Below are 14,283 nucleotides of genomic sequence, written 5' to 3'. Positions count from 1 at the left end.
TCACCTCGGTGGGCGGACGGTGCGGGTGCGGAGGGCTGGGGTGGCGTTGAGGTGGGTGAGGGCGTCGACGAGGAGTTGGCGGGAGGACTCGACCCGGTCGTTGCCCAGGGCTTTTCGCAGTTCGGCGTCCAGTGCTGCGCGATGCTTGCGGGCGGCGGCGATGACCGCCTGACCGCGGTCGGCGAGGGCGACTTGTTTGGCGCGGGCGTCGGCGGGGTCGGTACGGCGGGTGACGTAGCGGCGGGCCTGGAGATCGGCGACCGTCTTCGAGGCGGCCTGCTGGGTGACGCCGAGTGACTCCGCGAGCGTGGTGATTGTCACGGGGCCGGCGACCAGATGCTGGAACACGACGCCGTCGGCGAAGCGGGAGTCCGCGAAACCGTCGGCCGCCAGCCGCCGTTGCAGCTCGTCGGCGAGGGCCCAGCCGGTGAAGAGCGAGGCGAGGGACAAATCGGCAGCGGCCGGATCGAGCTCCATGCGACGCAATATACAACCTTGGTTGTGCATCAGGTAATCTACAACCATGGTTGTGCAAAAGGAGTTCATCGAGAGAGCGCACAAGATCGTCTGGTGCGGCGTGGCGACCGTGGGACCGGACCACCGGCCGCGGAGCCGGATCCTGCACCCGATCTGGGAGATCGACGCGGAAGGAGAGCTGACCGGCTGGATCGTCACCCGGGCGACGCCGGTGAAGGTGCGGCACCTTGCGTACAGCAACTACTTGAGCTGTAGCTACTGGGAGCCCGGCCACGACGTGGCCATCGCGGACTGCCAGGCGGAGTGGATCGACGATACGGCGACCCGGCAACGGGTCTGGGAGCTGTACGCCGCTGCTCCGGCGCCGCTCGGTTACGACTTCTGGAGTGTGTTCCCCGAAGGACCGGCTGGGGAATCACCCTCGCTACTGCGGCTGACGCCGTACCGGCTGAGGCTCTTCGATGTCGAGACTCTGACCGGTCGGAGGCGACCGCCCGCGTGGCCCTGACTCTCCGTCACTGGTTACGGACAGTGAGTCAAAAGTACCCGGACACGCCGAAGAGGCGGTGCTGCCGGAAAGCACCGCCCCTTCACAGGTTCAGACGTTACAAACTCAGACTCCGTGACCGCCGTGCGCCTGCGCACGGGCCTCGGGACGGAATCCGTTCCGCGGGCTCAGCGTGTCGTCGCCGTTGCCCAGCGCCTTGAGCTGCTCGGTGAAGTACGTCTTCAGCCGGCTGCGGTACTCGCGCTCGTAGGCGTGCAGGTCGTCGATCGTGCGCTCCAGCTGGCCCTTCTGCTTCTCCAGGGTGCCCAGCATCTGTGCGCGGCGCTCGGCGATCTCGCCGTCCAGCTTCTCGGCGCGGGCGCGGGCCTCACCGGTCATCCGGTCGGCCTTGCCCCGTGCCTCGTTCTCCAGGCGCTCGGCCTTGGCGCGGGCCTCGCCGATGATCTTGTCGGCGGTGTCCTTCGCCTCCTGCACCAGGTCGTCGGAGTGCTTGGTGGCCATCTCCAGCAGCCGCACCGCGGAGCTGGAGGCGTCGCCGACGGTGCCGGCTGCCGCAGCAGCCCCCGCGGCCACGACCGCGGGCACCACGACCGGCGGCTTCTCCTCGATGATGGGCTTCTCGACCACCACCGGCGGCTTCGGCTGCTGCACGACCGGCGGCAGCGCGGCGGTCTGGTCGACCGGCCGCTCCTGACCGGCGCCAGCGCGCTGGGCGGCCGCGAGCTTGGCCCGCAGCTCCTCGTTCTCGGCGAGAAGGCGCTCGAGCTCGGCCTCCACCTCGTCGAGGAAGGAGTCGACCTCTGTGACGTCGTAGCCCTCCCGTAGTCGGACGGGCGTGAACTGCTTCGAGCGGACGTCATCCGGCGTCAGCGGCATCTTTCACCTCGTTTGTCTGTGTCTTGGCGGAGTCCCCGTGGCCTTCACCTCGGCGACTCAGTAGATCACGTTATCGCTTCGTTGTGTTGTGACGGAATCCGGGCGGGCGACAACGGTCGACGACTTCGGTTCTCCGAGACTCTACCTACCCGGTCCCAAGCCCCTCATTCACAGCGAATTCAGGGCCGTGTTGTTGATCGACATCGCCACGGAGACGATCACGAACAGCATCAGCATGGACAGGTCGATCCGGATCCCGCCGGCCCCGATCGGGGGCAGGATCCGGCGCAGCGGCCGTACGAACGGGTCCGTGATCGAGTAGATCGCCTCGAGCAGGATCAGCAGCGGGCCCTTCGGGTGCCACTGCGGGGCGAACATGACGATCAGCTGGAGTACGAAGCGCGCCACCAGCACGAGGAAGAAGGCGAGCAGGGCGTACCCGATGATTTGGAGGACGAGCACTAGAGCAACCATGTCGTCAATGAGTGTAGAAGACGGCGGAAGTCAGCACAGCCGCGGTCAGCTCTGGTTGTAGAACCCGTCCGCGGCGATCTTCTCCTTCTCCTCCGCGGCGACCGTCACGTTCGGCGGGCAGACCAGGAACACCTTGGTGGTGATCCGCTCGATGGAGCCCCGGCAGCAGAAGATCAGCCCGGCGGCGAAGTCCACCAGCCGCTTGGCGTCCGCGTGGTCCATCTCGGTCAGGTTCATGATGACGGGCGTGCCGTCACGGAAGTGCTCACCGATCACGCGCGCTTCGTTGTAGCTGCGCGGGTGCACGGTGGTGATGCGGGCCAACTCGGTAACCTCCGGGGACGGTGCGACACCACGTCGTTCTGGGAACTTGCTGACCGTGCCGCCCGGCTCCTCGCGCACTACGTCGCGGGACTCGCGGCTCTCCCGGCCGGCGACCACCGGCTCGGCCTCTGGGGAGTCCCCGTCGACGGCTTCGTCGTCGTACTCGTCGTAGTCGTCGTACTCGTCGTCGTAGCGAGCGTTGTAGCGCTCCCCGTCCTCGACCAAGCCGAGGTACACACCCATCTTGCGCAGTGCGCCGCTCATGGCCCTCCAGCCTCTCGATCCCGGTTCGACGACAACAGTGAGCAGGAAGGAAACCTGCTCGATGTCGACACTAACCGAGTGAAGGACGCGTACCGAGTAAGGCGCGCCCGAGCCGGACGTGTGTTGCTCCGTGCCGGATCGCCGCCTCCAGATCCCCGGTCATCCCGGCCGAGATCCAGGCGGCATCTGCATGTTCGGAGCGTAGCCGGGCCGCCACTTCCTGCAGACCGGCGAACGCCTTATCCGGCTCCGATCCGAGTGGCGCGACGGCCATCACCCCACCGAGCTCGAGGCCGTCCGCGGCCGCGACCTCGGCAGCCAACTCCAGTACGTCGGCCGGTGCCACCCCGCCGCGGTCCGCACCGGTCGCCGCGTCCTCAGGCCCGTACGACGCGAGGCTCACCTGCAGCAGGCATCGGAGCGTCTTCTCCTCGGCCACGGCAGCCTTCGACAGAGCGGTGACAAGAGACACTCGGTCGACCGAGTGGACAACCGAAGCGTGTCGCACGACCGAGCGAGCTTTCTTCGACTGCAGCTGACCGACGAAGTGCCAGGTGAGCTCCGGACACTCGGGAGCCTTCACTTTCAGCTCCTGCTCACGGTTCTCTCCGACGTCCACGACCCCGAGGGCCGCCAGCGCCGCTACGTCGCTGACTGGGAAGGTTTTGGTGATCGCGACGAGGGTGACCTCCTCCCGAGCTCTCCCGGCCGCCACACAGGCCTTCTCGATCCGCTCCTGCACTCGTTGCAGATTGTCGCGGAGCTCTTGCTCTCGGCTCATACGAGCTTCACCAGACCGGCGAGCCGGCCGCTCTGCTTGCCTTCGCGGCGGTACGAGTACAGGTCCGCGGACTCCATCGTGCAGCCGCGCGCGTCCTCGATCACGTCGACCCCGAGCTCCTCCAACTGGGCTTTGACCCCGGCAGCCACATCGAGCGCCGGAGTTCCCCAGCTCGTCTCCGAGTACGACGCCGGCACGCGTTCGCTGACCTCGGCCCGCATCGCGTCCGGCACCTCGTAGCACTTGCCGCAAGCATTCGGCCCGAGGACCGCGGTGATCCGGTCGGCGCCGAGCGCGCGCATCGCCTCCACAGTCGCGGGCGCGACACCGACGTACATGCCAGGTCGTCCCGAGTGCGCGGCGCCGATGACGCCGTTCTCACTGTCAGCAAGCAGAACTGGCAGACAGTCAGCAGCCCGTACGGCGAGCACGATGTCCGTGCGCGTGGTGACCAACCCGTCCACCCGCGGCACCGGGTCGAGCGGAATCGGATCGCCGGGCCGGATGACATGAACGTCCCGCCCATGCACCTGGCTCACCCGGATCACGTGCTCCGGCGCAACGCCGAAGGCCGCACCCACCCGGCGGAAGTTCTCCCCGATCCGGGTGGGGTCCTCCCCCAGCTCCCCCGCTCCGCCGAGGTTCAGCTCGCCGTACGGCGGTTCGCTGATCCCGCCGAAGCGGTCGGTGACGGCGAAGCGGGCAGCACCATGAACCGCGTCGTAACTGAACACCATCAAAGGCTACCTGCGGTACTGGCACTCAGGCAGTGACGCTGAGCCTGTCGAGCACGGTCTTGGCCTCCTCGGTCACTTCCCGGCGGCCCGGCTTGTCCGACAGGCCGAGCACATGCTCGAGAGCACTGCGATAGGCCGCGTCGAACGCGTCCTCGGCCGCCAGTTCGACGTCCGGCGTGACTCCGGTCCCTTCCCAGTTCGTGCCGGAGACCGGGTTGACCGCCTTGGCCACCGGAACGCTGACCTCGAGATGCGGGTGCACGGTGAAGCCTTCGCGCGGATGTGCGCCGCCTCGCGTTCGTTCGCCCACCACGACCGCGCGGCCGAGCTGCTGCAGGTCGTACGTGAGCTCCTCGCCCGCCGAGAAGGTGATCGACGAGGTCAGCACCCAGATGGGCTTGCTCGCACCGAACTGCGGGCCGACCAGCTGCGGCGTGGTCCAGAACTGACGGACCGTCCCGGCCGCCGGTGTGACCAGGTCGTTCAGGTGCACGGGCTCATCGGAGAACAGGTAGCTGCACACCAGCGCGACCATGTCCGGCGAGCCACCCCGGCAACCGCGCAGGTCGATCAGCAACGCGTCGGTCGTGTGCAGCATCGCCATCGCACCGGCAAAGGCACCACCAGCGTGCCGCGGCTCGAACAGCATCGGCCGGATCTCCAGTACGCCGACGTTCCCGGCCAGCCGCTCCACCCGGGCCATCCCGGCCGTGTTCAGCTCGGCCCGCGCCCGCCAGAACGCCTCTTCGGCAACGGGATCGGTCTCCACGGGGACGAGCTCGTCGACATGGTGGAGCAGTCGCAGGTGCTTGTCGTCGTTGCCGACCTGAAGGTCCGCGGTCACCCGTTCCGCCAGCACGAGCGGATCGCTCAGGTCGTCGTACTGGCTTGCCAGCAGTCGATCCGCGACCGCCGCACCCACCTCGGGGAACACGTAGTGGGTCCGCACCAGAGCGGCGGTTCGATCGATGACTGCGGTGATTTCGTCTTTGCGCATGGCGGATAGTGAATCACCGCCATGCGCCGACGGTCGTCCGGGTTTCTACTTAAGGAAGTCCGGGATGTCCAGGTCGTCTTCCGGCTCCGGCTTGGGGGCCGGACGGGCGGGAGCGGCCGGACGCGTCTGCGCCGGAGGCGGCGTGGACGTGCTGGGTCCGTTGGTCGGCCAGGTGCCGCCCTGGGTGGCCGGTGCGGGCTGCGTCGGCTGCACGGTGCGGACCGGGTCACCGGTCTGCGGACGAGCCGAGTGCGTAGTGCCTTGGCCAGGGCGGCCGTCGTTCTGCGTCGGGACCGGGACGGTGTCGTCGGTCGGCGACGTCGGGAACGGCGACGCGGCAGGCTGGCTCGCCGGAGCTGACTGCTGAGCCGGCGCCGACTGCTGGGCAGGCGGCTGCTGCTGAGCAGGCGGGGTCGGCGGCTGAGCCGGAGTAGACATCTGCTCCGAGTACGACGACTGCTGCGGCGGCTGCTGTTGGGCAGGCGGCTGCTGAGCCGGGGCCGACTGCTGGGCAGGCTGCTGCTGGGCAGGCGGCGGGGTGGTGGCCGGGCGGCTGGTCTGCGGGCGAGCCTGGCTGGTCGCCTGCTCGCGGCGCTTCGGCATGCCGCCGTCGAACCCGGCCGCGATCACCGTGACCCGCACCTCGTCACCGAGCGCGTCGTCGATGACCGCACCGAAGATGATGTTCGCGTCGGTGTGCGCCGATTCCGAGACCAGCTGCGCGGCCTCGTTGATCTCGAACAGGCCCAGGTCGGAGCCGCCGGCGATCGAGAGCAGCACGCCGTGCGCACCCTCGATGCTTGCCTCCAGCAACGGAGACGAGATGGCCGCCTCGGCCGCCGCGACCGCGCGGTCCTCACCGCGCGACGAGCCGATGCCCATCAGCGCGGAGCCGGCGTTCGACATGACCGCCTTGACGTCGGCGAAGTCGACGTTGATCAGCCCCGGGGTGGTGATCAGGTCGGTGATGCCGGAGACACCCTGCAGCAGCACCTGGTCGGCCTGCTTGAAGGCGTCCAGCACGGACACCGCCCGGTCGGAGATGGTGAGCAGCCGGTCGTTCGGGATCACGATCAGCGTGTCGACCTCTTCGCGGAGCGCGGCGATGCCGTCCTCCGCCTGGGTCGCCCGGCGCTTGCCCTCGAAGGAGAACGGCCGGGTCACCACACCGATGGTCAGCGCGCCGAGCGAGCGCGCGATCCGCGACACGACGGGCGCGCCGCCGGTTCCGGTGCCACCGCCCTCACCGGCGGTGACGAAGACCATGTCGGCGCCCTTGAGCGCCTCCTCGATCTCCTCGGCGTGATCCTCCGCGGCCTTCTGCCCGATCGCCGGGTTCGCCCCGGCGCCGAGGCCGCGGGTCTCCTCGCGGCCGATGTCGAGCTTGACGTCCGCGTCGCTCATCAACAACGCCTGCGCGTCGGTGTTGATGGCGATGAACTCAACGCCCTTCAGACCGTGCTCGATCATCCGGTTGACGGCGTTTACGCCGCCTCCGCCGATACCGACGACCTTGATGAGTGCCAGGTAGTTCTGCGGTGCCGCCACAGTCCGCGCCTCTCGCCTCGTTCTGTTCCCGTTGTCCAGCGAAAAGACTGAACCTCAACTGAATACTTAGACTTATGTCAACTTTAGATTACGTCGCACCGTACGGGACCCTTGACAACAAAGTCCACGCGCCTCGCCGTGGTGAGACGGCTCACCGCCCAGACCCACCAACACTCTTTTCCCCTTTGGTGACAGGGAGATCGGGGGCGGACACGTCGTACACGACGGCTTTGCGTTTCATCAGCACGGTAAGTACTTCGGCCTTGCGCGCGCTGTCATCGGAGCTCCCCCAGACGACCTTCACGCCACCGCCGAGGTTCAGTGTGATCGAGTCCGGTGACGCGGCCGAGATGGACCCCACCTGACCCCGCAGAACCTCCGGCAGCGCGGCCGAGACCGTCACCACTGAACGAATCGTTTGATCCCGCCGCGGTCCGGTCACCTTGGCCTCAGGCAATCCCGCCGGCCGGGTCGTCAAAGTCTTGAACGACGTACCGGTCGCGTCGACGAGTTCCCATCGCGTGCCGTCGGTCACCACGACCACCGGCAACCGCTCGGTGACCACGATCACCACCTTGTTCGGCCACGCCCGGGTCACCTGCGCGTCGGCCACCGCCGGGATGGTCCGCACCCGGGTCGCGATCGCGCCCAGATCGACCTTCGCCAGCGGTGTGCCCAGCGGTGCCGCCGCGGTCTGCTCGATCGTTGCCACCGGCACCGTATCGGCGCCGCTCACCCGGACTCCGTGGACAGCGAACGCGGAGGAGAAGTAGAACAGCCAGACGACCAGGGCGCCGAGCAGAACCACCGCACCGCCGATCGCCCACGGCAACCAGCTGCGCCAGCGCACCAGCCGTTGCCGGCGCGCGAACCGCTGTTGAGCCCGAGCCAGATCAGCGCTCTGGCTCATGCAGCAACCCCACGTTCAGCAAACCCCACGCAATTACTTCAGCACAGGGTCGGCGGAGACCGGCGCAGACTCGCGGAGGGCGGCCCGTTCGGCCAGCAAACCAACGACTTCCGGGCCGATCAAGGTCACGTCGCCCGCGCCGAGGGTGACCACCAGGTCGCCCGGTACGGCGAGATCCGCGACCAGCTGCGGTACGGCGGACCACGACGGCTCGAACCGCACCTGCTCCGGCTTCAGCGGCACGTGGTTGGCCAGCAGGGCGCCGGTGATGCCGGGCTCGGGGTCCTCGCGGGCCGCGAACACGTCCATCACCACGACCTCGTCGGCCAGTGCGAGCGCCTCGGAGAACTCGGCCGCGAAGATCCGCGTCCGGCTGAACAGATGCGGCTGGAAGCACGCGATCACGCGCCCCTCCCCTGCCACCTGCCGGGCCGCGATCAGGTCGGCGGTCAGCTCGGTCGGGTGGTGCGCGTACGAGTCGAAGACCCGCACACCGTCCTCGAGACCCTTGAACTCGAACCGCCGTCCGGTCCCGGTGAACGCCGCCAGCCCCTCGGCCAGGTCGGCCGCGGAGAAACCGAGCCCGAGCCCGACCGTGAGCGCCGCCGACGCGTTCAGCACGTTGTGCTTGCCCGCCTGCTGCAGCTGCACCATCGGCAGCCGCCGCCCGCGGTAGATCGGTACGAACGTCTGTGTGGCGCCGGTCGCGGTGAGCTCGGTCACCTGCAGGTCGACGTCGTCGGACTCGCCGTACGTCCGGACGTCGACCCCCCGCTCCCGCGCGTACGCCGTCAGCTTCCGCGCGCCCTCGTCGTCATGGCAGATCACCATGAACCCGCCGGGCAGCACGCGGGCGGTGAAGTCCTCGAAGGCCTTCCGGTACGACGCCTCGTCACCGTAGTTGTCCAGGTGGTCCGGCTCGACCGACGTGACGATCGACACCTCCGGCGAGTAGGTCAGGAACGACTTGTCCGACTCGTCCGCCTCGGCGACGAACAGGTCACCCGAACCGTCGTGGGCGTTGGAGCCCGACTCGTTCAGGTTGCCGCCGATCGCGTACGACGGATCCACGGCGCAGTGCTGCAACGCCACGGTCAGCATCGACGTGGTGGTCGTCTTGCCATGCGTGCCGGCGACCGCGATCGTCCGGCGACCGACCATCACCGAGGCCAGCGCGGCCGCCCGCGGCAGGATCGGGATCCCGGCAGCGCGCGCGGCAACAACCTCAGGGTTGGTCTCACGGATCGCCGTGGAGACGACGACAGTGTCGACGTTCGCCACGTTCTCCGCGGCATGACCGACCCAGCAGGTGGCGCCGAGCGCGCGCAGCGCGGACAGCACCTTGCCGTCCTTGGCGTCCGAACCGGACACCTCGATCCCCCGCGACGCCATGATCCGGGCGATCCCGGACATCCCGGCGCCGCCGATTCCTACGAAGTGCACCCGCCCTAGCTTCTCGGCTGGGAGCAGGGTGTCAGGAGCGGTGACGATCACGAAGCAGACCTCACCACATCGAGGATGATCCGCGCCAATCGGTCATCGGCGTCCGTCCGGATAACGCCCGTCGCTGCTGTGGACATGGCTGTCAGACGCGCGGAGTCGTGCAGAAGTTGCGGCACCGTCGCGCGCACCCACTCCGGGGTCACCTCGGAGTTGTCGACGAGCAGGCCACCGCCCGCATCCACGACAGGCTTGGCGTTCTGTCGCTGCTCACCGTTACCGTGCGGCAACGGAACGTAGATCGCGGGCAGCCCGACACCGGACACCTCGGTGACCGTGTTCGCTCCCGAGCGGCACACGACCAGGTCGGCCGCGGCGTAGGCGAGGTCCATCCGGTCGACGTACGAAAGCACCCGGTACGGCGCCGGTCCGGTCTGGGCGACCTCGAGCGAGTTCTTCGGGCCGATCACGTGCAGAACCTGGACGCCGGCCGCCTGCAGGTCCGCGGCGGCACCGGCGAACGCGTTGTTCAGCTGCTGAGCGCCCTGCGAACCACCGGTCACGAGCAACGTCGGCAGTTGCGGGTCCAGCCCGAAGAAAGCCTGTGCCTCCGCGCGAACAGCAGCCCGGTCGAGAGTCGAGATCGCGCGCCGGATCGGGAGGCCGACGTACTGGGCGTGGGGCAGCTCCGAGCCCGGGAACGACGTGATGACGTGCTGCGTGCAGTACTTGGCCGCGAACTTGTTCGCGATGCCCGGTACGGCGTTGCCCTCGTGGACGACGATCGGCGTCTTGCGCCGCCAGGCGGCGACGTACGCAGGGGTGGACACGTAACCGCCGAAGCCGACCAGGACGTCCGCCTTGGCCTCGTCCAGAGCCTTCCGGGCGGCCGACACCGAGGCCAGCATCTTCCCCGGGACGGCGAGCAGCGCGGGGGTGGGCTTGCGGGGCAGCGGGACCGGCGGGATCAGCTCGAGCCGGTACCCGGCCTCGGGGACCACCCGGGTCTCGATCCCGCGCTCGGTGCCGAGGGCGAGGATCTCGATGGTCGGGTCGATCCGGCGCAGTGCGTCGGCGGTGGCGATCAGCGGGGAGGTGTGGCCGGCGGTACCGCCACCGGCCAGGACGATGCTGGGCACAGCGTTCAAATCTCCTGCACGTTTCTGGTCAGGACGAACGCGACGGCAGCCACCGGAACCGGGACCGTCTCGTCTCCTTGAGAGCGGCCTGCGCACCGGGTTCGACCTTCGCGAAGGACAGCAGCATGCCGATCGCGATCAGCGTCGGCAGCAGTGCGGAACCACCGTACGACAAAAGCGGGAGCGGAATTCCCACGATCGGTAGCAGTCCGATCACGGCGCCCAGGTTGACCAGCGTCTGGGCCATGATCCAGACCGTGATCCCGGCGGCCGCATAGCGGACGAAGGGGTCGGTGTTCCGGGTCGCGATCCGGCACCCGGCATAGGCCAGGGTGAGGAACAGGGCGAGCACGGTGAGTGACCCGAACAGGCCGAGCTCCTCACCGATCACCGAGAAGATGAAGTCGGTGTGCGCCTCCGGCAGGTTGCCCCACTTCTGCCGGCTGTTGCCGATCCCGACGCCCCACCAGCCGCCGGTCGAGAGCGCGTAGAACGAGTGGTAGGCCTGCCAGCCGATCGCGGTCGGGTCGGCCATCGGGTTCATGAACGAGGTGACCCGGTCCAGCCGGTGGCTGGCGGTGGTGACGAAGTACGTCGCGAACAGGCCGACCGCCGTGATCGTCGCGACGAACAGGCGGGTCGGCGCGCCGACCACCCAGATCATCCCGATCATGATCGCCATCAGGACCAGCGACGTCCCGAGGTCGTGCTGGCCGACCACCAGCGCGATCACCAGACCGCAGACCGGGATCATCGGCACCAGCAGGTGCTTCCACTGGGTGAGCAGTTTCTGCTTGCGGGCATAGAGATCCGCGCACCACATCACCAGTGCGAGCTTGGCGAACTCACTCGGCTGGATCTGCAGCGGACCGCCCAGGGTCAGCCAGTTGTTGTTGCCCTTGACGCCCTTGCCCAGTCCCGGCACATACGTCAGCACCAGCAGGAAGACGGCGCCGAGCAACGCGAGATACGCCAGCATCCGGAAGTGCCGCGGGGTCATCCGGGAGGCGACGTACGCCATCGGCAGGCCGACCCCGACCCAGATCAGCTGGCGGACGAAGATCGTGTAGCTGTTCCCGTTGGCCCGCAGCGACAGCACGCTGGACGCCGACAGCACCATCAGCAGCCCGAGCACCAGCAACAGGCCGGTCGCCCCGAGCAGGATGTGGTACGACGTCAGCGGCCGGTCCAGCACCTCACGGATCGCAGTGATCCAGGGGCGTTCAGGTGCGCGGGTCTTCGTGTCGTCCGGCGGATCCGCGATCGACGTCACGCGATCACCTCCGGATCAGTCCGCGAGGGCGCGTACGGCTTCGGCGAAGGCGTCCCCACGGGCTCCGTAGTTGGCGAACATGTCCCAGGATGCGCAGCCCGGCGCGAGCAGCACGGTGTCGCCCACCTGTGCGACCTTCGCCGCCTCCCCCACCACGATCTCCATGGCTCCAGTGTCCGTTGACTCGACGACGATCCTCGGCACATCGGGAGCGTGTCGCTCAAGTGCTTCTGCGATGACCGCTTTATCTTGGCCCAGCAGGACTACGGCCCGGAGCCGGTCCTTGGCCGCGATCACCAGCTCGTCGAACTTCGCACCCTTGGCCTGGCCGCCGGCGATCCACACCACGTGCTCGTAGGCGAGCAGCGACGCCTGCGCCGCGTGCGGGTTGGTCGCCTTGGAGTCGTCGACATAGTTGACTCCGGCAACGTCTGCGACGTGTGCGATTCGGTGCTTGTCCGGCCGGAACCCGCGCAGACCGTCCCGTACGGCGGCCGCCGGTACGCCGAACGCCCGGGCCAGCGCGGCCGCGGCCAGCGCGTTCGCCACGTTGTGCGGTGCGGGCGGGTTGACGTCGTCGATCTTGGCCAGCTCCAGCGCGGAGGTCTGCCGCTGCTCGACGAACGCCCGGTCGACCAGCAGGTCCTCCACCAGGCCGACCATCGACAGTCCCGGCGTACCGAGGGTGAACCCGATCGCGCGGCAGCCCTCGATCACGTCGGCCTCTTCGACCAGGTGCTCGGTGACCTTGTCGGCGACGTTGTACACACAGGCGACCTGGCAGTTCGTGAAGATCCGGCCCTTGTCCACCGCGTAGGCGTCCATCGAGCCGTGCCAGTCGATGTGGTCCGGCGCCAGGTTCAGTACGGCGGCCGCGTGCGCGGACATCGAGTGCGTGAAGTGCAGCTGATAGCTGGACAGCTCGACCGCGATCACGTCGTACGGTTCGGGGTCCATGACGGCTTCCAGCAGCGGCAGCCCGACGTTGCCTGCGGCAACGGCCCGGTGCCCGGCCGCGGTCAGGATCGCGGTCAGCATCTGCACGGTCGTGGTCTTGCCGTTGGTGCCGGTGACACACAGCCAGGGCGCGGCGCCGGCGGGATCGCGCAGGCGCCAGGCCAGCTCGATCTCACTCCAGATCGGGACCTCCCGCCCGGCCGCCTGCGCCAGCAACGGCGCGGTCGGCGGTACGCCGGGAGACGTCACCACGACGTCGACCTCCGGCGGGAGCGTCGCCGTACTGCCCGGACCGAGCGTGATGGTCGCGCCGAGCACCTCGAGGATCTGCCCCTTGTCCCGCAGGTCCTCGTTGTCGCGGTCGTCGACGACGATCACGTGCTCGGCACCGGCCTGCAACAACGAGTCGGCGCACGCGTAGCCCGCCGTACCGAAGCCCAGGACGACGAACCGCGTGGTCGCCCAGCCGTCGTCGGTGCGTGATGTCAGGGTCATCCGGTTACCCATTCCGCGTAGAAGAGTCCGAGCCCGGTGACGGTGCACAGGCCCTGGATGATCCAGAACCGGATCACCACGTTGACCTGTTCCCAGCCGAGCATCTCGAAGTGATGGTGGATCGGGGTGATCAGGAAGACCCGCTTCCCGACCCCGGTCGCCGCCCTGGTGACCTTGAAGACGGTGACCTGGATGATCACCGAGGCGGTGATCATCACGAACAGGCCGCCGAGCAGCAGGACGAGCAGCTCGGTGCGGGTCATCACCGCCAGACCGGCCACCGCACCGCCCAGCGACAGCGAGCCGGTGTCACCCATGAAGATCTTCGCCGGCGACGCGTTCCACCACAGGAACCCGAACAACGCGCCGGTCAACGCAGCCGCGACGACGGCCAGGTCATGCGGATCGCGGACCTCGTAGCACTTCGAACCCGGCGACGTCGCGCAGCTCTGGTTGAACTGCCAGATGCAGATCAGCGTGTAGGCGCCGAAGACCATCATCGAGGCGCCGGCCGACAGCCCGTCCAGGCCGTCGGCCAGGTTGACGGCGTTCGACATCCCGTTGACCAGCAGCAGGATCCAGACCACGGCCAGCACCGGCAGCAGATGCAACCAGCTGATGTCGCGGATGAACGAGATGAACGGCGAGGCCGGCCGCTGCCCGCGGTCGTCCGGGAACTGCAGCGCCAGTACGGCGAACGTCACCGCGACGATCGTCTGACCGGCCAGCTTGGCCTTGCTCCGCAAACCCAGGCTGCGCTGCCGGAAGATCTTGATCGCGTCGTCCAGCAACCCGACCGCGCCACACCCCACGAGCAGGAACAGCACCAGCAGCGCCGAGGCGGTCGGCTCGGTCATCGTGAACAGCTTCGCCGCGAAGTACCCGACCACGGTCGCGGAGATGAACACCAGGCCGCCCATGGTCGGCGTACCGCGCTTGGTGGCGTGGCTGGTCGGGCCGTCGGTCCGGATCTCCTGGCCGAAACCTCGCCGGGCCAGTACGGCGATCGCCCAGCGGGTACCGACCAGCGTGAGCACCATCGAGACGGCGCCCGCGAAGAGGATCGAGATCACTGCGGACCCG

General features: G+C 68.4%; 15 protein-coding genes. 1 reads left to right on the top strand and 14 read right to left on the bottom strand.

Features of this window, described 5'->3' with window-relative positions; translation table 11 throughout:
- On the bottom strand, positions 1 to 477 hold the full coding sequence (locus ACIA49_RS15295; protein WP_396377771.1) for a MarR family winged helix-turn-helix transcriptional regulator: 477 nt from the start codon (positions 475 to 477) through the stop codon (positions 1 to 3).
- 46 nt (positions 478 to 523) lie between these two features.
- On the opposite strand from ACIA49_RS15295, the gene ACIA49_RS15290 reads away from it, so the two are divergent.
- Positions 524 to 985, top strand: coding sequence for a pyridoxamine 5'-phosphate oxidase family protein (locus ACIA49_RS15290; RefSeq protein ID WP_396377770.1), 462 nt, complete (start codon positions 524 to 526; stop codon positions 983 to 985).
- 105 nt (positions 986 to 1,090) lie between these two features.
- Here the strand turns inward: ACIA49_RS15290 and ACIA49_RS15285 are convergent, their stop codons facing one another.
- The 13 genes from ACIA49_RS15285 to mraY all read right to left on the bottom strand — a co-directional run bounded on the left by ACIA49_RS15285 (position 1,091) and on the right by mraY (position 14,273).
- The gene (locus ACIA49_RS15285) at positions 1,091 to 1,861 is read right to left on the bottom strand and encodes a DivIVA domain-containing protein (RefSeq protein ID WP_391542050.1); all 771 of its coding nucleotides are present in this window, start codon (positions 1,859 to 1,861) and stop codon (positions 1,091 to 1,093) included.
- Positions 1,862 to 2,029: 168 nt separating this feature from the next.
- On the bottom strand, positions 2,030 to 2,335 hold the full coding sequence (locus ACIA49_RS15280) for a YggT family protein (RefSeq protein ID WP_396377769.1): 306 nt from the start codon (positions 2,333 to 2,335) through the stop codon (positions 2,030 to 2,032).
- A 45-nt stretch (positions 2,336 to 2,380) separates the two neighbouring features.
- Positions 2,381 to 2,923: a cell division protein SepF gene (locus ACIA49_RS15275; protein WP_396377768.1), complete on the bottom strand. Its 543-nt coding sequence runs from the start codon at positions 2,921 to 2,923 to the stop codon at positions 2,381 to 2,383.
- Positions 2,924 to 2,993: 70 nt separating this feature from the next.
- Entirely contained in the window at positions 2,994 to 3,704 is a 711-nt protein-coding gene (locus tag ACIA49_RS15270) for a YggS family pyridoxal phosphate-dependent enzyme (RefSeq protein ID WP_396377767.1), read from the bottom strand.
- Positions 3,701 to 4,438, bottom strand: a complete 738-nt coding sequence (locus tag ACIA49_RS15265) for a polyphenol oxidase family protein (RefSeq protein WP_396377766.1) — start codon at positions 4,436 to 4,438, stop codon at positions 3,701 to 3,703. Before ACIA49_RS15265 ends, ACIA49_RS15270 begins: the two co-directional genes overlap by 4 nt.
- Before the next feature lie 28 nt (positions 4,439 to 4,466).
- Positions 4,467 to 5,438, bottom strand: coding sequence for a S41 family peptidase (locus ACIA49_RS15260; RefSeq protein ID WP_396377765.1), 972 nt, complete (start codon positions 5,436 to 5,438; stop codon positions 4,467 to 4,469).
- 45 nt (positions 5,439 to 5,483) lie between these two features.
- Positions 5,484 to 6,986, bottom strand: coding sequence for a cell division protein FtsZ (gene ftsZ / locus ACIA49_RS15255; RefSeq protein WP_396377764.1), 1,503 nt, complete (start codon positions 6,984 to 6,986; stop codon positions 5,484 to 5,486).
- Between the two features lie 151 nt (positions 6,987 to 7,137).
- Positions 7,138 to 7,896, bottom strand: coding sequence for a cell division protein FtsQ/DivIB (locus ACIA49_RS15250; protein ID WP_396377763.1), 759 nt, complete (start codon positions 7,894 to 7,896; stop codon positions 7,138 to 7,140).
- A 33-nt stretch (positions 7,897 to 7,929) separates the two neighbouring features.
- Positions 7,930 to 9,390 carry a UDP-N-acetylmuramate--L-alanine ligase gene (gene murC, locus ACIA49_RS15245; RefSeq protein ID WP_396377762.1) on the bottom strand — a complete coding sequence of 487 codons (1,461 nt, stop codon included), beginning with the start codon at positions 9,388 to 9,390 and terminating at the stop codon, positions 7,930 to 7,932.
- Complete coding sequence (gene murG, locus ACIA49_RS15240; RefSeq protein ID WP_396377761.1) at positions 9,387 to 10,475, bottom strand: undecaprenyldiphospho-muramoylpentapeptide beta-N-acetylglucosaminyltransferase; 1,089 nt, start codon at positions 10,473 to 10,475, stop codon at positions 9,387 to 9,389. The genes murC and murG overlap by 4 nt, the downstream gene beginning before the upstream one ends.
- Before the next feature lie 28 nt (positions 10,476 to 10,503).
- Positions 10,504 to 11,748 carry a putative lipid II flippase FtsW gene (ftsW, locus tag ACIA49_RS15235; protein WP_396377760.1) on the bottom strand — a complete coding sequence of 415 codons (1,245 nt, stop codon included), beginning with the start codon at positions 11,746 to 11,748 and terminating at the stop codon, positions 10,504 to 10,506.
- 15 nt (positions 11,749 to 11,763) lie between these two features.
- Complete coding sequence (murD, locus tag ACIA49_RS15230; protein ID WP_396377759.1) at positions 11,764 to 13,200, bottom strand: UDP-N-acetylmuramoyl-L-alanine--D-glutamate ligase; 1,437 nt, start codon at positions 13,198 to 13,200, stop codon at positions 11,764 to 11,766.
- The gene (mraY, locus tag ACIA49_RS15225) at positions 13,197 to 14,273 is read right to left on the bottom strand and encodes a phospho-N-acetylmuramoyl-pentapeptide-transferase (protein WP_396377758.1); all 1,077 of its coding nucleotides are present in this window, start codon (positions 14,271 to 14,273) and stop codon (positions 13,197 to 13,199) included. The genes murD and mraY overlap by 4 nt, the downstream gene beginning before the upstream one ends.
- Between the last annotated feature and the right edge of the window lie 10 nt (positions 14,274 to 14,283).

This window comes from Kribbella sp. NPDC051587 (assembly GCF_044453945.1).
Classification (GTDB): Bacteria; Actinomycetota; Actinomycetes; order Propionibacteriales; family Kribbellaceae; genus Kribbella.
Note: the sequence above shows the minus strand (reverse complement) of the source record. Positions and strands in the feature narration are given on the sequence as shown.